This window comes from Pseudoalteromonas sp. MMG033, from assembly GCF_057197785.1.
The window spans coordinates 1,935,698-1,961,078 of record NZ_CM170070.1 but is presented as its reverse complement, the minus strand read 5'-3'; the positions used below and the strand labels follow the sequence as shown (position 1 = coordinate 1,961,078).

General features: G+C 43.1%; 25 protein-coding genes. 8 read left to right on the top strand and 17 right to left on the bottom strand.

Features of this window, described 5'->3' with window-relative positions:
* Positions 1–2 precede the first annotated feature (2 nt).
* The 11 genes from gspM to gspC all read right to left on the bottom strand — a co-directional run bounded on the left by gspM (position 3) and on the right by gspC (position 10,653).
* On the bottom strand, positions 3–479 hold the full coding sequence (gene gspM / locus AC2CZC_RS08600; RefSeq protein ID WP_484584499.1) for a type II secretion system protein GspM: 477 nt from the start codon (positions 477–479) through the stop codon (positions 3–5).
* A complete protein-coding gene (gene gspL, locus AC2CZC_RS08595) occupies positions 476–1,684 on the bottom strand; it encodes a type II secretion system protein GspL (protein WP_484584498.1) in 1,209 nt (402 codons plus the stop codon). The genes gspM and gspL overlap by 4 nt, the downstream gene beginning before the upstream one ends.
* A complete protein-coding gene (gene gspK / locus AC2CZC_RS08590; protein WP_484584497.1) occupies positions 1,681–2,661 on the bottom strand; it encodes a type II secretion system minor pseudopilin GspK in 981 nt (326 codons plus the stop codon). Before gspK ends, gspL begins: the two co-directional genes overlap by 4 nt.
* On the bottom strand, positions 2,658–3,413 hold the full coding sequence (gene gspJ / locus AC2CZC_RS08585) for a type II secretion system minor pseudopilin GspJ (RefSeq protein WP_484584496.1): 756 nt from the start codon (positions 3,411–3,413) through the stop codon (positions 2,658–2,660). Before gspJ ends, gspK begins: the two co-directional genes overlap by 4 nt.
* Complete coding sequence (gspI, locus tag AC2CZC_RS08580; RefSeq protein ID WP_484584495.1) at positions 3,413–3,793, bottom strand: type II secretion system minor pseudopilin GspI; 381 nt, start codon at positions 3,791–3,793, stop codon at positions 3,413–3,415. Before gspI ends, gspJ begins: the two co-directional genes overlap by 1 nt.
* Entirely contained in the window at positions 3,786–4,388 is a 603-nt protein-coding gene (locus AC2CZC_RS08575; protein ID WP_484584494.1) for a prepilin-type N-terminal cleavage/methylation domain-containing protein, read from the bottom strand. Before AC2CZC_RS08575 ends, gspI begins: the two co-directional genes overlap by 8 nt.
* A complete protein-coding gene (gspG, locus tag AC2CZC_RS08570) occupies positions 4,388–4,813 on the bottom strand; it encodes a type II secretion system major pseudopilin GspG (RefSeq protein ID WP_484584493.1) in 426 nt (141 codons plus the stop codon). The genes AC2CZC_RS08575 and gspG overlap by 1 nt, the downstream gene beginning before the upstream one ends.
* A 73-nt stretch (positions 4,814–4,886) precedes the next feature.
* Complete coding sequence (gspF, locus tag AC2CZC_RS08565) at positions 4,887–6,113, bottom strand: type II secretion system inner membrane protein GspF (protein WP_484584492.1); 1,227 nt, start codon at positions 6,111–6,113, stop codon at positions 4,887–4,889.
* Positions 6,113–7,672 carry a type II secretion system ATPase GspE gene (gene gspE / locus AC2CZC_RS08560; protein WP_063361223.1) on the bottom strand — a complete coding sequence of 520 codons (1,560 nt, stop codon included), beginning with the start codon at positions 7,670–7,672 and terminating at the stop codon, positions 6,113–6,115. The genes gspF and gspE overlap by 1 nt, the downstream gene beginning before the upstream one ends.
* A complete protein-coding gene (gspD, locus tag AC2CZC_RS08555) occupies positions 7,665–9,728 on the bottom strand; it encodes a type II secretion system secretin GspD (RefSeq protein WP_484584491.1) in 2,064 nt (687 codons plus the stop codon). Before gspD ends, gspE begins: the two co-directional genes overlap by 8 nt.
* Before the next feature lie 28 nt (positions 9,729–9,756).
* The gene (gene gspC / locus AC2CZC_RS08550) at positions 9,757–10,653 is read right to left on the bottom strand and encodes a type II secretion system protein GspC (RefSeq protein ID WP_063361225.1); all 897 of its coding nucleotides are present in this window, start codon (positions 10,651–10,653) and stop codon (positions 9,757–9,759) included.
* 265 nt (positions 10,654–10,918) lie between these two features.
* Here gspC and hslR point away from each other — a divergent pair, with 265 nt between their 5' ends.
* The 5 genes from hslR (at position 10,919) to AC2CZC_RS08525 (ending at position 14,819) form a co-directional block, all read left to right on the top strand.
* Entirely contained in the window at positions 10,919–11,329 is a 411-nt protein-coding gene (gene hslR / locus AC2CZC_RS08545) for a ribosome-associated heat shock protein Hsp15 (protein WP_063361226.1), read from the top strand.
* 11 nt (positions 11,330–11,340) lie between these two features.
* Entirely contained in the window at positions 11,341–12,186 is an 846-nt protein-coding gene (gene hslO, locus AC2CZC_RS08540; RefSeq protein ID WP_484584490.1) for an Hsp33 family molecular chaperone HslO, read from the top strand.
* Positions 12,187–12,447: 261 nt separating this feature from the next.
* Positions 12,448–13,986, top strand: a complete 1,539-nt coding sequence (locus AC2CZC_RS08535; protein WP_063361228.1) for a phosphoenolpyruvate carboxykinase — start codon at positions 12,448–12,450, stop codon at positions 13,984–13,986.
* Between the two features lie 179 nt (positions 13,987–14,165).
* Positions 14,166–14,366, top strand: a complete 201-nt coding sequence (locus AC2CZC_RS08530) for a hypothetical protein (RefSeq protein WP_063361229.1) — start codon at positions 14,166–14,168, stop codon at positions 14,364–14,366.
* A gap of 279 nt (positions 14,367–14,645) precedes the next feature.
* Positions 14,646–14,819 carry a hypothetical protein gene (locus tag AC2CZC_RS08525; RefSeq protein WP_484584489.1) on the top strand — a complete coding sequence of 58 codons (174 nt, stop codon included), beginning with the start codon at positions 14,646–14,648 and terminating at the stop codon, positions 14,817–14,819.
* A gap of 50 nt (positions 14,820–14,869) precedes the next feature.
* Here the strand turns inward: AC2CZC_RS08525 and envZ are convergent, their stop codons facing one another.
* The gene (gene envZ, locus AC2CZC_RS08520; protein ID WP_484584488.1) at positions 14,870–16,171 is read right to left on the bottom strand and encodes a two-component system sensor histidine kinase EnvZ; all 1,302 of its coding nucleotides are present in this window, start codon (positions 16,169–16,171) and stop codon (positions 14,870–14,872) included.
* Positions 16,171–16,890 (bottom strand): osmolarity response regulator transcription factor OmpR, encoded by a 720-nt coding sequence (gene ompR / locus AC2CZC_RS08515; RefSeq protein ID WP_063361231.1) that lies wholly within the window; start codon positions 16,888–16,890, stop codon positions 16,171–16,173. The genes envZ and ompR overlap by 1 nt, the downstream gene beginning before the upstream one ends.
* Positions 16,891–17,038: 148 nt before the next feature.
* Here ompR and greB point away from each other — a divergent pair, with 148 nt between their 5' ends.
* Positions 17,039–17,512, top strand: a complete 474-nt coding sequence (greB, locus tag AC2CZC_RS08510) for a transcription elongation factor GreB (protein ID WP_237135532.1) — start codon at positions 17,039–17,041, stop codon at positions 17,510–17,512.
* An 85-nt stretch (positions 17,513–17,597) separates the two neighbouring features.
* Positions 17,598–19,931: a Tex family protein gene (locus AC2CZC_RS08505; protein ID WP_484584487.1), complete on the top strand. Its 2,334-nt coding sequence runs from the start codon at positions 17,598–17,600 to the stop codon at positions 19,929–19,931.
* Positions 19,932–19,987: 56 nt separating this feature from the next.
* Here AC2CZC_RS08505 and AC2CZC_RS08500 read toward each other — a convergent pair whose 3' ends face one another.
* From AC2CZC_RS08500 to bioH, 3 genes are all read right to left on the bottom strand, one after another.
* On the bottom strand, positions 19,988–20,896 hold the full coding sequence (locus AC2CZC_RS08500) for a putative metalloprotease CJM1_0395 family protein (protein ID WP_484584486.1): 909 nt from the start codon (positions 20,894–20,896) through the stop codon (positions 19,988–19,990).
* A gap of 2 nt (positions 20,897–20,898) precedes the next feature.
* Positions 20,899–21,207, bottom strand: coding sequence for a hypothetical protein (locus tag AC2CZC_RS08495; RefSeq protein ID WP_484584485.1), 309 nt, complete (start codon positions 21,205–21,207; stop codon positions 20,899–20,901).
* 103 nt (positions 21,208–21,310) lie between these two features.
* Positions 21,311–22,048, bottom strand: coding sequence for a pimeloyl-ACP methyl ester esterase BioH (gene bioH, locus AC2CZC_RS08490; RefSeq protein WP_484584484.1), 738 nt, complete (start codon positions 22,046–22,048; stop codon positions 21,311–21,313).
* A 57-nt stretch (positions 22,049–22,105) separates the two neighbouring features.
* Between bioH and AC2CZC_RS08485 the strand changes: the two genes are divergently transcribed.
* Positions 22,106–22,783, top strand: a complete 678-nt coding sequence (locus AC2CZC_RS08485; protein WP_484584483.1) for a ComF family protein — start codon at positions 22,106–22,108, stop codon at positions 22,781–22,783.
* On the opposite strand, the gene AC2CZC_RS08480 is transcribed toward AC2CZC_RS08485, so the two are convergent.
* Positions 22,780–25,311, bottom strand: a complete 2,532-nt coding sequence (locus tag AC2CZC_RS08480) for a M14 family metallopeptidase (RefSeq protein WP_484584482.1) — start codon at positions 25,309–25,311, stop codon at positions 22,780–22,782. The genes AC2CZC_RS08485 and AC2CZC_RS08480 overlap by 4 nt on opposite strands.
* Between the last annotated feature and the right edge of the window lie 70 nt (positions 25,312–25,381).

The following is a 25,381-nucleotide window of genomic DNA, read 5'->3' as shown; positions in this document are numbered from 1 at the left end:
ATTTAATTCTCTAACACCAAACGACTAACGCGCACATATCCTTGTTGTGGCTCTTCACCTAAATCAAGATTGGCAACTTTTACACCATGCTGATTGGTCAACACATCTAACCAACTAACCAGTTTATTAAACTCTACATTGTCAATATTAATGCGTAATGTATTGTCTCTTGGCTGCATCTTACTGATCTGGATCCCATGTCTGCCACGAGTACGGTTTACTAACTGAGTTAAATTTTGATTACGAGCAGTCGCTTGACCTGCACCGCTGGCCTTAAGCTCGGCCACACTTTTGGATACCCAAGCGTGCAAATTTTGCTGCTTTTGTAGATCCGCACGGGCTTTCTCTACCCCCGCATTAAGCGGTTTAATTACGCCCATAATCAGTACAAAAATCACGAATACAAAGCCAGCAACGATCAATAGCTTTTGCTCTTGCTCTTTTAGCGATTGCCAATAGTTAATCACTTGCTGCTTCATGCTGCACCTCTAATTCTGATCTCACCAATAACGTAATCGCCATCATTATTAAGTGCCCCTTGCTGAACTTCAATACCACGCTGTTCAAGGATAGACTTAACTTGACTAAATACTTGGAACCCTTTGGCCTTCGCCCTAATTCTCAGTTCATTGCGTTTACGGTCATATCTGAATGTCTCAGGACTGAAATCATTCACTTGTGAGTAGATAGATACAAAATGATCTGTCAGCTCTAAAAACCCACCTTGTTCGCCACCACTGAGCGCATCTAATTCATTTTGAATTTGCTTACGTAATAAGTGAGGACGAACTACTTTGTTTGGAAACGCTTGTTTATACACACTCATCGCCTGCGCTTTATACGCATCGGCTTCTTGTTGCAGCATGAATAACTGAGCAGATTTGACCGACACGAACGCTAATAATGCCACACCAGCAGCAATAACACCCGCCTTCCAATCACGCCACCATTGCGGCTGCTTTTTCTTCGCTGCAAATGGCCCTTGACGTAAATTAATAGGGGCCGTGTTCAAGCTCTGCGCAAAGATAGCCAAAGGCAAATCGTATTCAGCTTCTTTGGCGCTTAACACTTTGCTCGTTGAGAGTGTATCTGCAGGGCTGTAATGGACAATTTCTGACTCAGGTGACAGCATTAAATAATCGCTCACCCAATCTAACTCTACCGCACCGATATGCCAGCTATTGCCTTTAAATAACCACTGCTGCTGCAGCTGGATAGCACTGAGCGTATTCTCTTGTGCATCAGGCAACAGCAATGCGTCGGGAACAATAATATTTGGCTCAATATCAAAGTCGCTAAACACAGCAATCCACTCTTGTAACCAAGCCAGATCGCATATCGCAATGTTGATAAAATGCTTTTCTTCAATGGTTACGGGCTCACCAATCGCGATAAAGATGTCATCGATGTCACTGGCAACGTGCTCTTCCAACATAAACGGCAGCGCACGTTCTAATTTACGATTCCACTTTGTTGGCAGTGCAACTTGCTTAAGCTGTACACTTGATGCTGGCAACAGCAACGCAACACTGCGCCCTGATGCTTTTTCTGTTAACTCTCCAAGTAACCCACTGTGCTCTAACTCACCGCTGGCAATGATCTGTGAATCCGAATCAGACCACACTAACCAACTGACAGGTTCCTGCTGTGACTGGCCTACACGGACCAATAATTTTTCTGTCACTGAACGCCTCCAAACTTACGTGCCAAAACAGTTGCTCGACCCTCTTTTATTTCGAGTATTGAGGTCATTTTAAACAACCGCTCATCAAACGATGCCTTAGCACGCAACTTAAAATAATTGCTTGTTATTGTGAAAATTTTCTCAGCTTTTTTAGTATCCTGAGCACCTTGATTTTTTGCTTCCGTAAAGAAATCTTGTAAGTTATCAAACCCTTCTTCTGGGCGCGCTGCAATAACGGCTTCTGCCCCAGATAAGCTTAACCCCTCGAGCAATGCACTTAATAAAAGTGCTTGTTCAGGCAAAACGGTGTTTACATTAATGGCCAAATCAGTGCTACCTGGTATCACGCATACGTAGGGCAATAACTTTTCCATAACGAGCGGATTAAACCCTTTAATTACCCTTAGCTCACTTTCAGATGCCATTAAGTTATTTGCTGTCATATAAGGCATCTGTCTAGACATATACTCGTCTTCTTCTGCACCTGAGCGAAATGTAATGCTATCTTCATCGAGCCAGTCATAAACACTGTCAGCCATCGCTTCTTCGCTTTCTTGCGCAGGTAAATCCTCAATATTTTTCAATAACTCCAAAAGCGCTCTATGTGCTGGGTTGGTCGCGTTTGTGCTCCCACTCTGATCTTTAGGTGCCCGTAAGGCATTCAAATTTAAACATGCTTGTAGATCAGTAACTTTGCCACTTAAAGTGCCGTCATCTACTGGGTAAGGCACCTCATCAATCGCCCATGGCTGACCTAAATGGACCTTATCAGGGTCGTCTTTACGACTATCAAGCAATACTTTTTTAACTAACTCTTCAGTGCCGTAGCTATACCACTTGGCTTGTTGATGTGTTTGAGTGTTCGCGACTTTTTGCACTTGAACCATCAAGGATGATGACATTTCCGCCGCAAGGCTCGCTGCCAATGCAACAATAAAGAGCACGATTATCAACGCTGCACCTTGTTGTTTCTTCATGGCTTACCTCCCCTTTGGTTGGTATTCCCGCCGGAATTGTTATTACCACCTGCATTGTTGCCGTTGCGATTGAGCCCATCATCTAGCCCATTGTTGACACCATTACCATTGCTTTGCGCTGCTTTGGCTTGCTGCACTTTACCATCACCTGGGGTTAAAAAAATACGTCTTAGGGGCTCAGAGTCTTGTCGTTGAATGGTCACGGCAACTGCAAGTGGCAGTGCTTTTATTTGCCAATTATCTTGCCACTTTTGCTTATCGTCTAAAAACTCAAACTTGAGCTCTTCTACATCTTCTAGCAGTACTTGCACACGAGGTTCAGTACCATCGAGCTCATCAATATAAACGCGATAAATGCGCTCTAACTTATCCTCTTTAACGCGATAGCCAACACCTTGGAGCTCAGAGCGAGGTAATAAGCTGACAGGGTTTGTCCAACCATCACGAATAAATGCAATACCATCGTATTGACTTTCTAAAGAGTAGCGCCCATGAATAATGTAAGTTGGGCTAAAATCTCCCGCTTCATTACGCACTTCTCGCTTAGTCATTTGATTAAAATCTTGATCCATCAATCGGAAAGTTGTTTGCAGCCCTTCAAGCTCTGCTATGGTCTCATCTGAAGCCTCTTTGGCCATAATAGATGTGTCTAAAATCTGATGTGACGCAGTGACAATAAAGGCTAAAATGACCAGGGCAACCATAACCTCAATAAGAGTAAAACCGGCTTGTTTGCGCTTTGTATAAGCCATTACTTTTTGCCCTTATACATAAAAGTCGTCAAATCATAAACCGAGTTTTCTCTGTTTTCATCTTCAAATACTTCAATCGTCAATTTCACAAATTCAGCATCTGCGGTCTTTTCTACCTTTTGACTCCAATACCACTTGTGACCAGCAAGCTCTGCATCACCACTATCAGAGTTTTTGCCGTTCCATTTACCGCCACTGGCTTTGGTACGCGCCATCACCATCTGGTTTTCAGCAACCCAAGATGCGTAAGTTTGTTGCTCAATGATGCTCATATTATTGATATGGGCGCCTGTCGCTTGCAAAGCTGCGATCCCCGCAACCGCACAGATCCCCATTGCGACCATCACCTCAAGTAGGGTAAAGCCTTTTTGTTTAGTCATATGAAGGCTCCCTGCGTAACTTTACAGGTGCCATAAACTCACCTTCGACGTAATAAACAGGCTCTGGCTCTTTGCTCAATTCTAAAGAAAGTTGAAAAGCACTGACTTCTCCTGATGATAAAACAAGCACTTGAGGGATCTTTTTCTTCTTAAGCTCAAGCAGATTATCATTATCACCCGAGCCCATTATTTCCTGCCAATTCGACTGCTCAAGTAAATTATCTTGAGACCAAGACAAGTCTTCTAAAATCAACTCTATTTTATACTCTTCGCCGTACTCTATTGGCTTGTAAAGCTCTTCGGCTTCGAAAGTAGTCCACTGCTCACCGTCGAAGACCAAGAACTCTAAGGTACTTTTATCCAAGTGAAAACCCAACTCAACCTGATTCAACACTGCAAACTCTGATGCCATATTCACAATGCCATGTAATTTCAATGCTTCTTTTTCCAACAAGTCTTCAGCACTTTCACCAACGGTAAATGTGACGATTTTGATTGAAAAGCCAATGATCAGGATAACCACTAAGATCTCTAAAAGGCTAAAGCCTTGAGATTTTTTGGGTAATTGAGTTGAGTAATTCACAGGGTACGACATTAGCGATCTTCTTCATCTCTCCAGTTACCGATATCATCCTCGGTACCGACTTCACCATCTGGACCCATAGAGAAAATATCAATCTTACCAATTTCACCAGGGCTAACTAACTGATAAGGGTTATCCCATGGATCTAGAGGTAGCTCGTTAATGAAGCCGCCATCAGGGAAGCGCTTTGGCACTGGGTCAATCGTTGTTTTTTCAACTAACGCTTCCAAGCCTTGCTCAGTTGTTGGATAGCGTTTGTTTTGAAGCTTGTATATTTTCATCGCGCTTTCAATTTGCGTGATGTCTAAGCTCGCTTTATCAATAGCTGCTTGCTCTTGGTTACCCATAATATTGGGTGCGACAATTGACAAGATCATACCGATAATTACCAGTACTACCATTACCTCTAGTAATGAAAAACCAGACTGTTTCTTCACAATTTATACCTCTATGCTGTTGCATTGGCTACACGTGCGTGTAGTCCAGTGTGTTTATCTTTAAATATGTTGACTACAAACCAATTGCTTTGTTCATTGCCATAATAGGTTGGAGTATCGCCATAACGATGAAGAGTACAATTAATGCCATACTGGCAATCATCGCCGGCTCAAGTAATTTAAGTGAGACACTTACCATACTTTCAAACTCCCTGTCTTGGTTGTTGGCTGCACGCTCTAACATTTGCTCCAACTCTCCAGACTTTTCACCACTGGCAATCATATGTAGCATCATTGGCGGAAATAGTTTTGTTTGATGTAAAGCTGCTTTGAGGCTCGCCCCTTCACTAACATGGGTTGCAGCTTCTGCTACAGCGGCTTTAATCTTCTCGTTTTCTAGTACCTGACCAGAAATTTTCATCCCTTCTAATAACGGCACCGCACTTGAGGATAAAATACTCAGCGTTCTTGCAAATCGGGCAGTGTTAATACCACGAGTTATTTTACCAATGCCCGGTAACTGCAATAATTTGGTGTCGTACCAAAAGCGTGCTTTAGGACGCTTTAACGTTTGCTGAACACCGACAATTGCCCCACCCAAAGCAACCGTTGATTGCATCCAGTAATCTTGTACAAAGTTACTTGCTGCCAATACCCATTCGGTTGTCCAAGGTAAAACTTGATTCGACTTTTCAAATGTTTTTAAGATTTCAGGCACAACTGTGCCTAACAATACAGTCACAATCGCGATGGCAAAAACGACCAAAATTATTGGGTAAACCATGGCTTGTGTGATTTGGCTACGCATATGCTGGCGTTGCTCAGTATAATCCGCTAAGCGGTTCAATACTTCGTCAAGGTGACCTGACTTTTCACCAGCAGCAACCATAGAGCGGTATAAATTATCAAAAACATGTGGGAAGTCTGACATGCCATCTGCCAGCGTGTAACCTTCTACTACTTTTGAACGCACAGCCATTAGCATGCGCTTCAATCTTGGTTTTTCACACTGCTCAGCAACGGCCATGACTGCCGCTTCCACAGGTAATGACGACTGTATCAAAGTTGCAAGCTGGCGTGTTATCAGTGCAATATCACTGACAGAAGGCTTATACCCTCTCGATAAACTGAACCCGCCAGTAGATTGAGACTTTTCCTTTTCAGCTGCTGGCTCAACTTCAAGTGGCATCATTGCCTTTTCGCGCAGCATCTGCCTAACTTGTTTGGCAGTATCGGCCTCTAAAATGCCTTTCTTTTCCTTGCCTTTTGCATCCAAGGCACGATATTCAAACGCCGCCATTATCCTTCCTCACGTGTTACTCGCATCACTTCTTCCAGCGTTGTTTTCCCCGCTAGAACACGTGAACACCCATCTTGGCGAATACTAGGACTAAATTGGCGGATGTACTTCTCAACCGCCTGTTCACCCTTACCATTATGAATAAGCTCACGAATATGCTCATCAACAACAAGTAACTCATGAATACCGGTACGGCCTTTGTAGCCGTTAAAATTACATTCTTCACAGCCAACAGCACGATAAATCGTGGTTTGTGAGCCTTTTTCAACACCCAATAATTCACATTCTCTGTCATCTGCAAGATGCGGCTCTTTACAGCTAGGACATAAAGTACGGACGAGACGCTGAGATAACACGCCTAGTAGTGACGATGACAATAAGAATGGCTCGACACCCATATCTTCCATACGCGTAATAGCACCCGACGCTGTATTCGTGTGCAGTGTTGACATTACTAAGTGACCCGTCAATGAAGCTTGAACTGCAATTTGCCCAGTCTCTAAGTCTCGGATCTCACCGACCATAACAACATCCGGGTCTTGACGTAGAATTGCACGTAGTCCACGTGCAAATGTCATGTCCACTTTCGGGTTTACTTGAGTTTGACCAATGCCTGGGATTTCATATTCAATCGGATCTTCAACCGTAAGAATGTTACGGTCTTTCGAATTAATCTGTGTCATACCCGCATATAGGGTGGTACTTTTACCAGAACCGGTTGGGCCAGTAACTAAGATAATGCCATGCGGTTTAGCGATGATTTCAGAGAACAGCTCACGGTTACGCTCTGTCATCCCCAAGTCTTCTAGGTTTAGTCTCGCATTGTTCTTATCCAGTAGACGCAGTACAACACGCTCACCAAAGCTTGATGGCATAGTAGATACACGCACATCAACCGCACGGCCGGCAATTCTCAAGCTAATACGACCATCTTGTGGAACTCGCTTTTCAGCAATATCCAGTTTGGCCATAACTTTAATACGAGAAACCAGTAGCGAAGATAACTTTCTATTTGGTTTAAGTACTTCTTTGAGGACACCATCAACACGGAATCGAATAACTAAATCAGCTTCGAATGTTTCAATATGAATATCCGATGCACCTTCTTTGATTGCTTCACTGAGCATCGCATTAATCAACTTAATGATTGGTGCATCATCATCTGCAGCTAATAGGTCCTCGGTCTGAGGCATCTCCTCAGCAAGTGAGAACAAATCGACCTCATTTCCGATGTCTTCCATCATCTGTTGAGTTTCAGAGCTATCTCGCTGATAAGCGGCTTCTAACAATAATTCAAATTTATCTTCATCGATGATTTCTATATTGAAACCACCACCGGCGATACGACGTACTTCAAGCAACGCGTCTAACGACACATCCCCTTTATGAAAGACCTTAAGGCCTTTCGGGTCGTCACTTAGCAATACACCCTCTCGGCGCGCAAAAGAAAACGGCAAACGCAACTGAGCTTGCTGTTCTTCTAGCACCTCATCAGTCGCAGCCGAGGCCGCTTCTGTATCGATTGGCGCTTCAACAACACTCATACTTGCTTCAGTCATCTTTCTTCTCATTTTGCTGATCTAAGTACTGCTCATACGTTGGCGGCAAAATCATGGCATCATTCCATTCAGGTAACACCGGTGAGTCTTCAAATGGCATTAGTTCAATGCCGTCTTCCTGCTCTTTGATTTGCTCATTACGGATGAACTTATACTTGGCGTGACTAAGCTCATTCATACTGCGGCTATCACGTACAATCGTCGGACGAATAAATACCAAAAGATTGCGTTTACGTTTGGTGGTATTTGTTGACTTGAATAAGTGACCAAGAATTGGAATATCGCCAAGTAGTGGTACCTTAGAAACACTCTCCTGTACATCTTCGTCAATCAGACCGCCCAAAATAACCATGCCGCCATCATCCGCAATTACCGTTGTATTAATAGCACGCTTATTAACTGCAATGTCAACAGAAGTCGCGCCACTCACACTTGACACTTCTTGCTCAATTGTCAACTGTACGGCAGTACCGTCATTGATCTGAGGGGTAACTTTGAGCTTAATACCCACTTCTTGACGGTCAACTGTTTGGAAAGGGTTAGAGTTATTATCACCGGCCGCAGAGCCTGTAATAATCGGTACTTCTTGACCCACAATCATAGAAGCTTCTTCATTATCCATGGTTGTGACAGATGGCGTTGCTAGAATGTTTGAGTTAGTGTCGGTGGACACCGCCTGAATAATTGCGCCCCAGTCATTTTTAACTACACCTGCAGCAAGACCATTTACACCACCAAGTAACTTACCAAGTGCATTTAAATCACCTTCAACTGTTTCTTCGAAATCTCGAAGCTCTGCAGTTTGGTCTGCTTGAACAGTACGTTTGATTGTTTTATCACGCGCCTGCTCCGCAGCAACCGCTAATGAACCAACAGGTACCGTCGTACCATTATTGAACTGCAACATACCGCCTTGCTCTGTGATCCATTGCAGACCGAAATTGATGCCATCCCCTTCAAGAACTTCGACGACAATCGCTTCTACTAGTACTTGAGCTCTACGTACGTCTAGCTTCTCAATAACGTTTGCTAACGAGCGCATCGTGTCTGGTTGTGCAGTAATGACTAACGAGTTTGAATCATCATGCGCTTCAATACTCGTTTCGTTGCGATTTGAACTACGTGAACGCGTTGTTTTTCCAGCGCCTTGTGCTTCTTCTTGTAGCGTTTTGCTCACGCCCTGAAGTACTTTTACTAGTTCTTCTGCTTTTGCGTAATTGAGATAGAATACCTGAGTATTACCTTGGTTTTCTAATTCATCATCAAGGCGTTTAATTAGCTCAATTGCTTTGTTTCTTGCCTGACTTTCACCACTGACAACCACACTATTCGTTCTGCCATCAGCAACAATTTTAGGGATTAAAAACTCAGGAACACGACCTTTACCTGTGTCTTTATAAATTTTCTCAACGACTTGAACAACATCATCGGCAGTAGCATGTTTTAACCTTACAATATCAACACGCTGATCACCTGCTTGGTCAACTGATTGAATGATATTAACCAAACGGTTTACCGAAGCAGCGTGGCCAGTCAACATCATCACGTTAGCTGAGTTAAAGTTAGTAACATGACCGCCATCTTTTTGGTCACTAAATTGACGAATCAGAGGGCCTAATTCCTGTACCGATACATTTTTTACTTCAACGACACGGGTGATCATCACATCACCGTCGCCTTCACTATTATCGTTTACAAGTGGTACATTTGCCTTTTTGGCATCAGAACTACGCACTACTTTCATAATGCCATTAGGCATTTCAACGACTGAATAGCCGTATACTTCTAAGACACTTAAAAAGAACTGATAATATAGCTCTTCGTCCATTAACTCGAAGCTACGTACATTAATGTTGCCGCGTACATTCGGATCTATGATGATTGTTTTGTTGAGTGTCTTACCCACAATGAGAATAAACTCATTGATATCAGTTCCCTTAAAGTTGGCCGCATACTCAACCGCAGACACTGACAATGACAATCCAGCCGCAAACAACAGAGCTGCATACTTAGCTAACCCTTTTCTGATTCTTGTGAGGTGTAGCTTTCTACCCATTATTCTTAAACTCCAAAATTAGTGTCTTTTACAGGCTGAATTGCACGTCTAAAGTGCGGCCATCGCGTTCGATGGTTATGTTGGCATCGGTGCTCTCTCTGAGCTCGTTCATAGCCGTCATAGCCTGTTTCATATCCGTGAGTTGGTAGCCATTTATCGCAATGGCCAGGTCGTTATTTTTGAGACCCATCTTTTTGAAAAGTTCAGGATCTTTTCCAGGACGCAAACGATAGCCAACAAGTTGACCATTGCGACGCTCTGGTGAAATTCTAATATAGTCGAATAACTTGCCGGGTTCATTCAAAAGCTCTTGACGACGCTGTGCAAGTTCTGAGCGCGTTTGTTCACTTATGCGACTTTCTTTGGGCGCTGCGTTTTTCTTTGGCGCGGTAGGCATGGCAACTTGCTGTGTGAAGTCGAGTCCATCAAGCATTAAGGTCTCAAATCGGCCACTAACATCCAAAATCACGCGGTCTGGCAGTACTTGTGCAAGCTTTGCACGTGTACCTTTAATCACATCTTGCACTAAATACGTTTCTTGCCTGCCTTGCGAGTCAATAATCGCAAGGCCTGCGCTGTCGTTTTTACTGACCGCAACGATGCCTGTTAACTTCACATTTAAGCGCGTTTCAGGCGCATTAGAAATAACCGGCTTAGGCTTATCTGCGTCTTTAGGCTTTTCATTTGCTTTACCAAAAATGTGTTGGGCTAAAATAGATGCACTACTCACTGCCTGAGTGCTATTTTGAGTCTGGTTGGGTGCGAGATTAATCGATGCTGCTTCAGGTTTTGGAAAAAGTAGCCAAAAGAGCTGAGACAGTAGGAAGGCAATATATACAACAGCTAAGAACACCACTGCGCGACTAAGCTTAGCGTGGGGCAACCCTTGTAATATTTTCTGTAACTGTTGTATCTGTAATTCCATATAAAAATTCTTTAATGAGACTTTTTCTTATTCTATTGAACGCCTCAGTGTACCGTTTCGATCCCGATTCAACAAGCGTGCAAATGTGAAACTTAAAATTAAATCGGTACAAGATATGGCATGAACAAGCTGAACACAGTATTAACCATTTGTTCAAATCTTCATAATATGCCATTCCTTGACCTATCAAGCGCTATGCTTTTTTTGACGGTTAAAATATGATAAATTTCCCCGTAGAGCAAGACGCTAATGTAGTTAAAGAATTGTGACAAAACTCAATCCAGAAAACAACCAAGATGATGCAAAAGTCAGATTGGACAAATGGCTTTGGGCTGCGCGCTTTTATAAAACGCGCACAATTGCCCGGGAAATGATTCAAGGTGGTAAAGTCAGATATAACGGCCAAAGGTGCAAACCGAGCCGTCATGTCGATATTGGCGCGTCCATCGAAGTAGCCCAGGGTCATGATGAAAAACACATCACTGTTTTAAAGTTAATGGACAAACGTCAAGCCGCTCCAATTGCTCAAACGCTCTATGAAGAGTCAGCAGAAAGCATTGAAAAGCGGGCGCAAAATGCCATTGCTAGAAAAAACAATAGTTTCTTTGCACCACGCCCAGAGCACAAGCCAGATAAAAAGCAGCGCCGCGAGCTGCTTAAGTTAAAATCAAATTAGGGTCTTTATAGATGAAACAAGATTTACTTCATCGCTATCTTTTCGACGACCTCGATGTACGAGGCGAATTAGTACAGGTCGAGCATACGCTAAAAGACATTGTTGCAGGTCACAACTACCCAATAGAAGTACAAGCTTTATTAGGTGAACTACTCGTCGCATCCAGTCTACTCACGGCAACACTTAAGTTTGAAGGTGATATTGCCGTACAGCTTCAAGGCGACGGCCCTGTAAAATATGCCGTAATAAATGGTAATCACCAGCAAAACATGCGTGGTATCGCAAGAGTCGAAGGCCGGATCTCAGGTTCAAGCATCAGTGACTTAATTGGTAAAGGTCATATGATTATCACCATTTCTCCTGATAAAGGAGAGAGATACCAAGGCGTCGTGCCGTTGACATCTGACTCATTAGCAAAATGTTTGGAAGACTACTTCGAGCAGTCAGAGCAGCTGAGAACCAGATTGTGGTTCGCCACTAAAATTGATAAAGAGGCTGTCCAAGCTGCGGGTCTATTCTTACAAGTGCTGCCGGTCAACAAAGAGAAGTCGCAAAGTGACTTTGAACACTTAGAAGCACTCAGTGACACGATAAAAGAAGAAGAGCTACTAGAATTAGACGCTCAGACAGTGCTGACTCGTTTATATCACGAAGACAACCCTCAGCTGTTTGAACCACAAGCAGTGAACTTTGTGTGTGGGTGTAGCCGCGAAAAAACCATCAGTGCGCTAGTCAATGTTGGTCAACAAGCATTGTTAGAGGATATAGAGCAGCACGGTGAAGTAAAACTAAGCTGCCATTACTGTCTCACTGATTACCGTTTTAATGAGCAAGATATAAAGTCTATTTTTAATTAAATAAGGTACATCTAGTTCATCTAAACTCAAGCCGCCATTTTGGCGGCTTTTTGTTTGTAAAAAAATGATACCGGTGTCATAGAAACAGCAACTTTCATGACACCGGTATCATTGAAATTATTCACTTTTTTTGTCAAAAAATTGCAATTTCTGCACCCTTTAGGGCTCGAATATCTCAAATGCATCTGTTAGTATAAATTCAAGCTTTAGGTACTTAATAACCAGAGCTATCCCGTTCAATTCTCACATTTAGGTATAAACATGACTTCAAGCGCTACTCGTTTTGTCGATTTAACTGCAGCTGAACTTGTCGAACACGCTATCTCGCGTGGTGAAGGGACTTTAGCAGCGAATGGAGCTTTTGTAGCAAAAACAGGCCGCCGCACAGGTCGCTCTCCTAACGACCGTTTTATTGTTAAAGAGCCAAGTACAGAAAATGACATCCAATGGGGTAACGTCAACCGTCCATTCGATGCGGAAAAATTTGATGCTCTTTGGGCTCGTGTAGAAGCACACGTGCACAGCAATGACCACTTTGTCTCTCACTTAGAAGTCGGTTCAGATCCTGAGCACTATTTACCAGTAGTCGTAACTACTGAAACGGCTTGGCACCATATCTTTGCTAAAAACATGTTTATCGAACCTAGCAAATACAATGCAGCTGATTTACCCCAATGGCAGGTAATGAACGTTCCATCTTTTGTATGTGACCCTGAGCGTGATGGCACAAACAGCGATGGTACCGTTATTATCAACTTTGCAGAACGCAAAGTGCTAATCGCAGGTATGCATTACGCCGGTGAAATGAAAAAGTCGATGTTCTCTGTACAGAACTTCTTGCTACCAGCAAAAGGTGTTCTACCTATGCACTGTAGTGCAAACGTTGGTGAAGAAGGCGACACGACTTTATTCTTTGGTCTGTCTGGTACTGGTAAAACGACGCTTTCTGCGGATCCTAAGCGTTTCCTTATCGGTGATGATGAGCATGGTTGGGCCCCTGGTAGTGTATTTAATATTGAAGGCGGTTGTTACGCTAAATGTATCGACCTATCTCAAAAAAATGAACCAGTTATTTGGAATGCGATTAAATTCGGTACCATTCTAGAAAATGTTGTACTTGATGAAAACCGTGTACCAGATTTTGCAGATACTAGCTTAACGCAAAATACACGCGCAGCTTACCCGCTTGAGCATGTTGAAAAACGTAAAGTAGAAAACCGTGCAGGTGAACCTCGTGCAGTTGTATTCCTAACATGTGACGTAAGTGGTGTATTACCTCCAGTATCTATTTTATCTGAAGAAGCTGCTGCGTATCACTTCTTAAGTGGTTACACTGCAAAAGTTGGTTCAACTGAAATTGGTTCAACATCTGATATCGAATCTACATTCTCAACATGTTTTGGTGCACCATTCTTCCCACGTCCAGCGGGTGTTTATGCTGAATTACTAATGAAACGTGTACGTGAGTTTGGTGCAAAAGTATACCTAGTAAACACAGGCTGGACTGGTGGTCCTTACGGTGTAGGTAAGCGCTTCGACATTCCAACAACACGTGCCGTTATCGATGCTATCGTGAATGACACGCTAGAAGGCGTTGAAACTCAACATATTGAAGCATTAAACTTAGATATCCCAGTTGCAGTTGATGGCGTAGATGAAAAGCTACTTAACCCTGTCAACACTTGGGAAGATAAAGACAAGTATGCAGAGTATGCAGCTAAACTAGCGGCAGACTTTAAAGCAAACTTCGAGAAATACGACGTATCTGACGCAATCAAGTCAGCAGGTCCTCGCGGTTAAGCAATACCCTTTCCTTTATCAAAAGCGCCCCTCGTTGGGCGTTTTTTTATGTCTGAAAATCAAGAATTACTCATCTTGAACAATCTTCAATTGAACGATATTTACACAGACAGAGTTCCTATTTAAAGTAATTTAGTCAAATAAATTGACATAATATGATATTGATAAAGGAAATACAGATGAAATTACAACTTAAAAAGAAACACATCAAAGATCTCAACGCCAAAAACCTAGACGCACAGCAAACTAAGCAAATCGGTGCTGGCCGTGGTGCAACCTTCAACTCTAGAATTGATTGCAACAGTTACTACGTATGCGACACTCACCCGGCTATTTGCCAATCTATAGGCTTATGTCCTTCTATTGATATGTGCGTCTAGTTAAATACAGGTAAAGCTTAGTTTGACCAAGCTTTACTATTAAGCCAATTGAGTTATACAAATTTAAAGACCCTGACCGTAAATAACATATCGTTCAAAAGTGGATTGCGCTCATAAAGAAAGCTCCTCCTAATTTTGAGTATCTACAGTTTGACAATGTGAACAGGTTGAATATTGCTCAACTAAGAACGATTTACACTACCTACAGTTCTCGTTAAGTTAAGAGCTGAGGTGATGGTGATCTCGAGAATTAATACGTAATTAGAAAAGGATTAAACTATGAAACTAAATCTAAAGAAAAAAGCACTTAAAAGCTTACATAATAATCAAGTTGACTCAGCGCTAACCCATGAAGTCGCGGGTGCTCGTAAGACACGTGTTGCACCTCAACACAATAGCTGGCAGATCTGCCCAACTCACCCAGCAGTTTGCACATCAACTTGCACAACTTAGTCAGTAATAAAATAATAGCAGCTTGAATCGCCAAGCTGCTATTTGAACGGTTATTTATAGATTGGTAGCTGTACCTCTGCGCATAATCCACCTTGTGCCCTGTTTCTTAAAGATACTTTGCCACCGTGTGTTGCCACAATGCGCTTAATAATTGCCAAGCCTAGCCCACTTCCATCGGAGCCTCTCGCTTGGTCGCCCTGCTTAAATGGCTCAAATACGGACTCTAACTCAGATTCAGGGATCCCAGGTCCCCTGTCTTTCACTTGGACCACCACCGCGTTATTTTTAGGTTCTAGATGCGTTGATACATCTATTTCCCCCTCGGAGTACTTGATGGCATTTTCAATCATATTGGTCAAAACGCGTTTCAAAGCAACATGATTAGCCTGTACCCAAGGCGCTTTTTCAGTAAGGCTCACATTGATTGTTCGTTTATGCTGCTGCTCTGCATGCACCACTTCCTCTACGAGCGTATTTACATTCTCTTGATGCATTTCACCGCTACTGTGGTGACGAAGGTATTCAATGAACTGATCGATAATTGCGTTCATATCCTCAATGTCGTCAATGATCCCTTCTTTTAGATAGGCTTCTTCATCAGACATCATCTCGGTCGCCAAACGTATTCGTGTCAAAGGCGTTCTTAAATCATGAGAAACACCTGCCATCAACAGTCGGCGGTCACTTTCAAGTTCCGCTATGCCTTTGGACATTTGATTAAATGCCTTCGTCACTTCAATGACTTCCGTTGAGCCCTGCTCGACCAAGCGCGTCGAAAAGTCCCCGACACCGACTCGGCTTGCTGCGGTCTGTAATGCTTTTAATGGCCGATTCAAATGTCTTGCAAATAACCACCCGCCCAATACACTCAAAAAACCAATGCTCGACAAGTAAAAAACCAAAAACTCCAACTTAGTTTCTGAAAACCCAGTTAAAGGGACTCTTACCCAATACCCTGGAGCTTGCGGCGCTTCAACCCAATAGACTACAGGATCTCCTTGGCTGATCCTGACTCGCGCGGAACCATTGAGCTGCTCTGACATACTCCGAGAGAGCAAACTATATTCGCGGGCTTGACCCAAACCATTGATGTAAGCCTCCTTTTGCGTCATCACATCAATTCCCGTTATCTCAAAGAACTTACTTGATAACGCGGAGTCCACTTCAACTCCCTCTTCCCAGTCGATGAATACTGTTTTCACTTGTTTCGCGAGCATTAAATTTACTTGCTCAAATGTCGGTTTAAACACATATAAAGTGACTGTAATATACGAAACGATTTGGTTTATGAGCAGCAAAGCGGCAACAAAGAATACCGTCTGACCAAACGCACTACGAGGAAAGATCCCCATTATTTTTCGCCATCAGGCACAAACACATAACCTAATCCCCATACGGTTTGTATATATCTTGGGTTAGATGCATCTTCTTCTATCATTCTTCTCAAGCGAGAAACCTGTACATCAATGCTTCGCTCCAAAGCACTGTAATCGCGCCCTCGTGCTAAATTCATGAGCTTATCACGGCTCAAAGGCTCTCGTGGATGACTAACCAAGGCTTTAAGAACGGCGAACTCACCACTGGTCAGCGCGATAGTTTGATCGCCTTTTTGCATTTCGCGTGTCGCTAAATTAAGCTTAAATATGCCAAATTCCACTTCATTTTCTTCTGCAGCAGGGGCACCTGGCACTTCTTTGGTTTTTCTTCTCAAGACAGCTTTGATACGGGCAAGTAACTCTCTGGGATTAAATGGTTTAGGTAAATAATCATCAGCCCCAAGCTCCAGCCCAATAATGCGATCAACTTCATCGCCTTTGGCCGTTAACATCACGATTGGGATCTCATTTTCTTTCTGCCTTAAACGACGGCAAATTGATAAACCATCTTCTCCCGGCAACATCAGATCTAATACCATTAAATGGAAGTTTTCTCGCTCTAATAACCTATCCATTTGTTCCGCATTCGCGGCACTGCGCACAATAAAGCCTTGCTCAACGAGATAGCGCTCTAACAAGCTGCGTAATCTCATGTCATCATCTACGACCAATACTTTTGTTGTTTCATTTCCCATTGGATTCTTCTTGTTATCATTAAACTATTGGTTAAATATAATTGAAAATAAGCGCCTTAGACACCATAACTTACTGATAAGATTGTTACTGAACGTTACAGTATACTTAGCAAGCACGCCTTGAGCAGGTTTTTTAATATAGTACATTATGAAAACGAATTTAATTACACCCGAAGGATATCGCAAGTTACAGCAAGAGCACGATCATCTTTGGTTTGAAAAACGTCCAGAAATTACAAAAATTGTCAATTGGGCTGCAAGCCTTGGCGATCGCTCTGAAAACGCAGATTACACTTTTAACAAGCGTTTATTGCGACAAATAGACCGCCGAGTCAGATATTTACGAAAACGTCTACCTGATTTAAAAGTCATTGAGTATAACCCGCAGCAAGCTGGCAAAGTCTACTTTGGCGCTTGGGTCGAAATAGAAAATGACGATGGCGAAACAAAGTACTTCAGAATCGTCGGTCCAGATGAAATTTATGAACGTAATGACTATATTTCTATTGATTCTCCAATGGCTAGAGCATTGCTCGGTAAATCTGTTGATGATGATTTTATGGTAAAGACACCACAAGGTGACGCTCAGTGGTATATCAATAGAATTGAATATCAAGCCTGATAAAATGCTCACTAATATGGTATGATTCACTCCCACGCTTAATTGATTTGTTAGCGTAGCTAATTGAACTTTATAAGGATTTTGCATGAGCAACATCTCAGCTCGTTTAGCCCATGAGCTAAATGCCTCAGAACAGCAAGTGCTGGCAGCCACCACATTGTTAGATGAGGGCGCAACAGTTCCCTTTATCGCACGTTACCGTAAAGAAGTCACCGGTGGCCTAGATGACTCACAATTACGTTTATTGGAACAACGCCTTTCATATTTGAGAGAATTAGAAGAAAGACGTGCATTTATAATCAAAACAATTGAAGAGCAAGGTAAGCTGTCCTCTCAGCTGGCAAATGATATTGCTCAAGCGAGTAGCAAGACTGAGCTTGAAGATCTCTACTTGCCTTACAAGCCCAAACGACGTACTAAAGGTCAGATAGCGATCGAAGCCGGTATTGAACCTTTAGCAGATAAGCTATTTAAAGATCCTAACCTGTCCCCTGAATTGGTTGCTGAAGACTTTATTAATACAGATGCAGGCTTTGCTGATGTAAAAAGCGTACTCGATGGCGCCAAATTCATTTTGATGGAACGGTTTGCTGAGGATGCCAAGCTGCTCGCAAAGTTTAGAGCACACATCAGTGAGAGTGCTCAGCTACAAAGTCGTGTTATCAAGGGCCAAGAAGATAACGGTAGCAAATATAGAGACTATTTTGAGCACAATGAGTTACTTTCTAAAGTGCCCTCGCATCGTGCACTTGCTATGCTCAGAGCAAGAAACGAAGGTATTCTGCAACTCGCCATTAATCCAGAACCCCAAGCGGAAGATCACCAACAGTTTTGTGCACAAATGATTGCCGATCATTATGGCCTAGCTGTGCAAGGTGCGCCTGCCAGCGAGTGGCTTATGGTCGTTGTCCAATGGGCTTGGAAAGTTAAGGTTTCTTTACATCTAGAAAACGAATTCTTAGGCACGTTAAGAGAGAAAGCAGAAAACGGTGCCATCGATGTTTTTGCCAAAAACTTAAAAGATTTACTCATGGCGGCGCCCGCGGGGCCAAAAGTAACCATGGGCATTGACCCAGGTCTAAGAACAGGCTGTAAAATTGCCATCGTCGATGCCACAGGCAAACTACTTGCGACCACAACGATTTACCCTCATGCACCGCAAAATCATTGGGATAAGTCAATACGCACTATTGAGCAATTATCAAGACAACACAAAGTACAGCTGATTGCTATCGGTAATGGAACTGCATCTCGTGAAACAGACAAACTGGCTTCTGAAGTACAAAAAGCAGCATCCGATCTCAATTTAACTAAAATCATGGTCAGTGAAGCTGGCGCATCTGTCTATTCAGCATCAGAATTTGCCGCCAATGAATTTCCAGATTTAGATGTATCATTACGTGGCGCGGTATCCATTGCAAGACGTTTACAAGACCCACTTGCAGAGTTAGTTAAGATTGAGCCGAAATCGATTGGTGTAGGCCAATACCAGCATGATGTATCGCAAAGCCAATTAGGCCAAGCTTTAACAGCAGTCGTTGAAGACTGCGTAAACTCAGTGGGTGTTGACGTAAATACTGCTTCTGTTCCTTTGCTTACACGCGTTTCAGGATTAAATAAAACGCTGGCAAATAATATTGTCAAATATCGTGATAGCAATGGCTCATTCGCCAACCGAAAGCAGCTCAAAAAAGTCGAGCGCTTAGGCCCTAAAGCATTTGAGCAAGCTGCTGGATTTTTACGCATCAATGATGGCGACGATCCACTTGATGCTTCTGCGGTTCACCCTGAAGCTTACCCAGTTGTAAAGCAGATCTCAAAATCAAATGCACTTGATCTACAAAACTTAATCGGCAATAGCGATGTACTGAAAAAGCTCACTCCTAGTGATTATGTAGACGAAAAATTCGGTTTACCTACCGTAACAGATATCATTTCCGAGCTCGATAAACCAGGGCGAGATCCTCGTCCTGAGTTTAAAACAGCGCAATTTAAAGCGGGTGTTGAAAAAATATCTGATTTAAAAGTCGGTATGGTTTTAGAAGGTGTGGTATCAAATGTTGCCAACTTTGGCGCATTTGTTGATGTAGGCGTTCATCAAGATGGACTTGTACATATTTCAGCCATCACAGATAAATTTATCTCTGATCCAAGGGAGATTGTCAAAGCGGGCGACATCGTTAAAGTTAAGGTCATTGAGGTCGATGCAGACAGAAAACGCATTAGTTTTACAATGCGCTTAAATGATGCAATTCCTTCCAATACTGATACGCATAAAAATAAACCTCAGCAAAAATCAGGACAGAATCACGGCCGTAAACCTGAGCGCAGAGATAACCAAAAAGGTAATCGTCGCGACCAAGGAAATGCAGCTATGGGTAATGCTTTTGCGGAGGCTTTTGCTAAGTTGAAAAAATAATTTAGCCGCAAACTAAAAAAGGAAGGTTTCCCTTCCTTTTTTGATATCTATTGTTTTCATACTGATACTGATAACTGCGCGTCTTTTTCAGGTTTAGCAATCTGGCCATAAAACCCTTCGATTCTCAGCGCTCTGGATTCTATTTCTGGGTCTCGCTCAATGGGCAGTGCCACTGCAAATGGATCAGCTTCTTGTTTTAACCGAGCACGCTCCAGTACAGGCTGTTCAGATTGCGCAATACCTTCTTCAGTTAGCCGGCGGTTTTGAAATGTCTGAACCCCACTTGATGGACGATCATTTTCCGACCCACTAATAGACTGTTTTGCCAACTCTGCTTGCGCAGTTGCTATTTTCGAGGTGGCATCCGCAGCGATAGCTCGGTCAGCGCCCGATGGCTCAGCAGGTGCAAGTGCCGCTGCTCTTACCGTTTGCATTTTCTCTATGGTTTGTTGCGGATCCCCTTCAACAGGTGCCACATCAATCATCACCTGTCCACCTATCGCATAATTATTACCGTCTGGACCACGCTGATAATCGTAGCTTGGAGAGCCTGCATACTGACCCCCTACCCGAGCGTGCGCCTGCTCATGAAGCCTCACTTCTCTATCTCGGTCTTTGAGCTCTTTTAGCTGCTGCTCATCCTGCTCTTGCTGCGCCTGCTCACGTTCTGATGGTTCATCATCAGTTCCTGATTTACTTTGCTGCTCTTCTCCTTTTTCTTCACCGCGCTCTTGTATTGTCTTGCTGTCTTTGAGCTGCCCGCTTGCATCATAAGTCTTTTGAGACTCACCATCGTTTAAACGGGATTTATCGTTGTCTTGCAGCGATTTATTTTCGGTTGCTGGAGGGGGGACAGCTGCAGGCTTGGGGATCACTTCGCGCAGCTGGTTATCTCGTCTAGCTGTTTCTGTATAGACGTTTGCAGTGTTAAGAGTTACCGCCGGTTGTGGCGTGACGATGTTCATGTTTACACTTTAATATCAACCAAAGTTCCCAACACTTCGTCAGCAGTTTGTATTGTTTGTGTGTTCGCTTTTGCGTTAAACTCTTCTACCTTTAACGCAACCAGTGATTCATCAATCCTAGGTGGTTGAGAAACTGGTGCTGTCACCGCTTCTTCAGGGCGCGCGGCTTCTAACTGCCTTTGTTGCGCCAACTGCTCGTCACTTTGCTCGTCAAGTGTTGCACGATTGATATCAGCAGAAGCACGTTCTATATTCTGTTGAGCACGATTAAAACCTTCAACGCCTGCGTTTAGCACGTCACCAATAGGCATAATAGACTCCAAGTTACTTTTTCACTTACCTAATTATTGCTCATATTATGTTCAAAATAAAGAGTGGGCGGCAATTTTTTGCCGCCTATTAGCCTGTTCTATTTTAAAGGACTGATTTTAGGTAAGTAATAAATTCATCACGATGAGAAATAAATGGCGCGTGAGATGCTTTAGGCAAGATCTCGTAGCTAAAATTAGAGTTCAATTGTGCTAAAGCCTCTGCAACTTCTTTTGGCACTAACGCGTCCAAACGACCAAATATGCCATTTACAGGACATTTGAGCTGAGTGAATTCAGCAGCTAAATTTGTATTTTGTAAAATATCTAGCCCCGCACTCAAGGCAATATCTTGAGGTTCAGGCGCTTGCAGCAGTAAGGTTTTGATCTGCTTAATATCGGCTTTAGCATGCTCACTGCCCATGGCTTGAATCGCTAGAAAGCGCTCAATAGTTTTACGGCTGTCTTTCGCCAATTGTGTTTTAAACTGCTCTAACACTTGAGTTTTAATGCCTGGCCATACATCGTTTTCACAAAATTGAATGTTAGATGCCACCAAAATTAAATGGGCTACTTTTTCTGGGTAGCTTGCTGCCAGCTTAGTGGCTACCAAACCACCTAACGACCAGCCCACAATAATGCTGTTCGGTTGAACCTTCGCTGCGACAGACTCTGCAAGCGCTTCAAGATTATAATGCGCCATTTCCATGGGTTCGCCACCAAATCCTGCTAAGTTTAGTGCTGTCACAGGCATATTAAGGGCATCACTGAGCTGTGCCTCTATAAGCTGCCAGATTTCTTTATTCATTCCCCAACCATGTAACAGCACAATTTCTCTTTGCATATATTCACGCCTCAAGCCAAAATTAGCGCTATGATAGCGTTTCAAGGAATGAAAGCAATGTCACTTATTCACTCACTCAGAAAAAGCTTATTGCCTACCACATGTCCAACTTGCCAAGTCTATATCGAGCATACAGGTATTTGCCCTACGTGCTACAGCACACTGCCCCTGTTTAAGGAGGGCGATCAAAACTTGCTACTTCGCCCCGATATCAACAGAATGTTTAATCTGCCTGATTGTGACGGGCTCAGTGCTTGTGGTTGGTATCAAGGACATCTCGCGACTTGGTTAAAACAGATAAAATATCACCATAATCGTCATGCCATGATGACAATAAGACACATCATAAATAGACAATGGACACACCTGAATCTGAAGGAGCACATCAATGCAGACGCCTGCGTCATCGTGCCATTGGCTTCAACACGATTATTAAATAGAGGGTATAACCAAGTTTATCAAACTTGGGCGCATCAACTTTGCCACCAGCAACTACCAATACTCAACATCATTGCAAAAAAAGCGCGTCATTCACACGTACTCCTATCAAAAAGTGCCAGACAACATAATGCAAAAAATGCTTTCTATCTTACCGGGAATATTAAACACAAACGAATTTTACTCATTGATGATGTCATTACCAGTGGCGCAACGATGAACGCTGTAGCGGCACTGTGTAAATCAGCAGGGGCACAATCCGTCTGGGCTTGTGCCACCTGCCTGACTGAGCTTTAAAAACTACCACCAAAAAACAGTGCGTTACTTAGCAAACGGCTAGAGCCATACCAATAGCCGCGAAACACTGGGTTATCTGCCATGGCAATGACAGCTCCTTGCCCATAACGCTGCGCAATCAATGCGCTGCTCCCCGCTATTTGCGCGCGATTTCTTTCATCTGTGTATCCAGACAATAAGGGGGTGGGTGTGTATTTTGCCACATTCGTAAATGGCTTATTGTGCTGCTTCATCACCCAGGTACTATTTTTAAATACAGGTAAGCGATTGTCTTCAAAGCCAAACGCCAATGGGTGTGACAAATCAATCTGCGTATCATAAATCGCACCGGCAATGCGCTGCTTTGCAGCCAATGCTTCACGCTCCGAATACGGCAACCCATCCGATTTAAATAGTGATTTCATTTCTTTTGTCGATACGGTTTCCGTATGAAGTAATTGCTGTGCAACCAGCCATTTTGCACCGCGTTTGTGACCCCATATCACGCCGCCTTTCTTAACCCATGCGTGTATGGCACTTTTAGCTTGCTTATCAAGGATATCATAACGGCCATCAGTCAAAATCAGATGGGTATAACGAGAAAGATCAAGTTGCCCGACTCGACCTTGATCAACAATGGTTGGGGCAATACTCAGATGCCTGTCTAAGTGATACCACACTTCTCCAACTTCATATTGACTCGTTCCTTGCCCACCCACTAATAAAACCTTAGGTTGCTTGAGTGGGGTCATGAACCTTGAGCCTAAATCAATCCCTTGCGCAGTTAGTCCAGTACGTATAGAAAACAGCTGAATACCTAAACTATCTGCTAACGTATACAGTGTATTGCGCCAGTTTTGTACAGTTTGCAAGCCCGCGGGGATCACCACACTGCCAGCAGAAAAAGCATGCTCTCCTTGAGATGTTTGTGCAGAAAAAGGCTTAAGCGCGCCTCTGACTACAACGCCTTCTTTCAGTAATAGATTCACTAGCTTCGGTGCTAAATAATGGTGCCATTCAATACCATATGCATATGCGCCTTCAGAGCGCGGAGAATTTGTAAGATTAGGTGACAAAGACCAAGGCGTGTCGGTATATTTTAACCCCCAACTGCTTGTCACGGGCGTAAAGTCTAAATCAAAAGCATAGGGTAACGTCCAGCCTGAGACATCGTAAAATGTATTGTCTTCAAAATTGGTTTGCGTCGAGAATGCGGCTTGTATAAATCGTAGCTGTGGCTGTTTAAGTGGAATATATAAATCCCCTATTTGATAATTTAACTCCCCCACCTTCAGCGCTTTAATGAGCGGATATGCGTCTACTTGGTGACGTTTTAAAAGTTCGGAAAACTGCTCGAAACGGTAGCTATCTTGACCCTTAGCAACCACAAACCCTTTATATTTTTCCTTACTCGCAAGCTCAGGAATACTGTCAAAGAAGGTTCTCTGGTAGTGCATCAATTCAGTTCTATGGGCATTAACGCCTTGAAATGTTGATAGCGTGGTCAGCAATTGATTTTTGATCGTACGATGAAAGTACAGATCACCATTCATTGATTCTTGTACATGACCCCGACTACTGGCTTGTTCAAATAAAATGCCCACTGTGCCATTTACATCTGGATAAGTAGATCCTTTTCCAATATAAAAATCATCAAAGCTTTCTTGAGTAAAATATAGCTGTTTGTCGTTATCCAATATCTTTGCATGATAGGTCGCTAACTTATGTGTAAGCAGCTGATTTTGCTTAGGTGTAATTGGGTGCGTACGTGATGGGATCCCTGGTTGGAAGAAATAGCTACTATTGGTACCCATTTCATGAAAATCGGTTAATACCGTTGGTTTCCAGCGGTGAAATTGCTCAACGCGAGCGCGCGACTCTGGGTGTTGTAACAACAACCAATCTCGATTTAAATCAAACCAATAGTGATTTGTCCTCGCAGAAGGCCATGCTTCAACATGCTCCCGATGTGCAGGATCTGCTGATAATACTTGTCCACGGTGGCTATTCGCCCATTGTGCAAAACGGGCTAACCCGTCGGGATTCATCGCCGGATCAATCAGAATAATATTATTCTCTAATAGCGTTTCAATTTCCTCACCTTGCGCCGCAGCCAAGTAATAAGCGACTAACAACGCCGCATTGCTTCCCGATGACTCATTGCCATGTACGCTATACCCCATCCAGATCACATTAGGGCCATCATGTGAGCTGATATCGCCTTTTAGGTAGGCAAGGCGCGCCTGCCTAATCGACTCTAAAGACTTTTGTTGCTCAGTACTGGTTGCGCTTAAAAGCAATAAAGGTCTTTTTTCATGGCTGTAACCTATCGTTGTTATGCTCAATCTCGGGCTTTGCTCAGCTACTCGGTGCATGTAATTAACGAGCTGATCATGACGTACATGCCACTCTCCTACTTCATAGCCCAAAACTTCGCTCGGTTTACTGATGCGCTGATCAAACTCTATCTCAGGTGAGAAATAATAACTGATCGGCTTAGCCTGACTTTGAAATACTAAAAAAGTCAGTAATAACACAAATACTCTCATATCAATTCCATCTTTATAACGCAGGCGTATACGCTACCAAGTTGCATTAATTCACAGCAAATTTTTACGC

Bases quoted from the DNA above. Each gene is read 5' to 3' on its own strand.
- gspM (WP_484584499.1), bottom strand. From the start codon at position 479: ATGAAGCAGCAAGTGATTAACTATTGGCAATCGCTAAAAGAGCAAGAG.
- gspK (WP_484584497.1), bottom strand. From the start codon at position 2,661: ATGAAGAAACAACAAGGTGCAGCGTTGATAATCGTGCTCTTTATTGTT.
- gspJ (WP_484584496.1), bottom strand. From the start codon at position 3,413: ATGGCTTATACAAAGCGCAAACAAGCCGGTTTTACTCTTATTGAGGTT.
- gspI (WP_484584495.1), bottom strand. From the start codon at position 3,793: ATGACTAAACAAAAAGGCTTTACCCTACTTGAGGTGATGGTCGCAATG.
- AC2CZC_RS08575 (WP_484584494.1), bottom strand. From the start codon at position 4,388: ATGTCGTACCCTGTGAATTACTCAACTCAATTACCCAAAAAATCTCAA.
- gspF (WP_484584492.1), bottom strand. From the start codon at position 6,113: ATGGCGGCGTTTGAATATCGTGCCTTGGATGCAAAAGGCAAGGAAAAG.
- gspE (WP_063361223.1), bottom strand. From the start codon at position 7,672: ATGACTGAAGCAAGTATGAGTGTTGTTGAAGCGCCAATCGATACAGAA.
- gspD (WP_484584491.1), bottom strand. From the start codon at position 9,728: ATGGGTAGAAAGCTACACCTCACAAGAATCAGAAAAGGGTTAGCTAAG.
- gspC (WP_063361225.1), bottom strand. From the start codon at position 10,653: ATGGAATTACAGATACAACAGTTACAGAAAATATTACAAGGGTTGCCC.
- hslO (WP_484584490.1), top strand. From the start codon at position 11,341: ATGAAACAAGATTTACTTCATCGCTATCTTTTCGACGACCTCGATGTA.
- AC2CZC_RS08535 (WP_063361228.1), top strand. From the start codon at position 12,448: ATGACTTCAAGCGCTACTCGTTTTGTCGATTTAACTGCAGCTGAACTT.
- AC2CZC_RS08530 (WP_063361229.1), top strand. From the start codon at position 14,166: ATGAAATTACAACTTAAAAAGAAACACATCAAAGATCTCAACGCCAAA.
- AC2CZC_RS08525 (WP_484584489.1), top strand. From the start codon at position 14,646: ATGAAACTAAATCTAAAGAAAAAAGCACTTAAAAGCTTACATAATAAT.
- envZ (WP_484584488.1), bottom strand. From the start codon at position 16,171: ATGGGGATCTTTCCTCGTAGTGCGTTTGGTCAGACGGTATTCTTTGTT.
- ompR (WP_063361231.1), bottom strand. From the start codon at position 16,890: ATGGGAAATGAAACAACAAAAGTATTGGTCGTAGATGATGACATGAGA.
- greB (WP_237135532.1), top strand. From the start codon at position 17,039: ATGAAAACGAATTTAATTACACCCGAAGGATATCGCAAGTTACAGCAA.
- AC2CZC_RS08505 (WP_484584487.1), top strand. From the start codon at position 17,598: ATGAGCAACATCTCAGCTCGTTTAGCCCATGAGCTAAATGCCTCAGAA.
- AC2CZC_RS08500 (WP_484584486.1), bottom strand. From the start codon at position 20,896: ATGAACATCGTCACGCCACAACCGGCGGTAACTCTTAACACTGCAAAC.
- AC2CZC_RS08495 (WP_484584485.1), bottom strand. From the start codon at position 21,207: ATGCCTATTGGTGACGTGCTAAACGCAGGCGTTGAAGGTTTTAATCGT.
- bioH (WP_484584484.1), bottom strand. From the start codon at position 22,048: ATGCAAAGAGAAATTGTGCTGTTACATGGTTGGGGAATGAATAAAGAA.
- AC2CZC_RS08485 (WP_484584483.1), top strand. From the start codon at position 22,106: ATGTCACTTATTCACTCACTCAGAAAAAGCTTATTGCCTACCACATGT.
- AC2CZC_RS08480 (WP_484584482.1), bottom strand. From the start codon at position 25,311: ATGAGAGTATTTGTGTTATTACTGACTTTTTTAGTATTTCAAAGTCAG.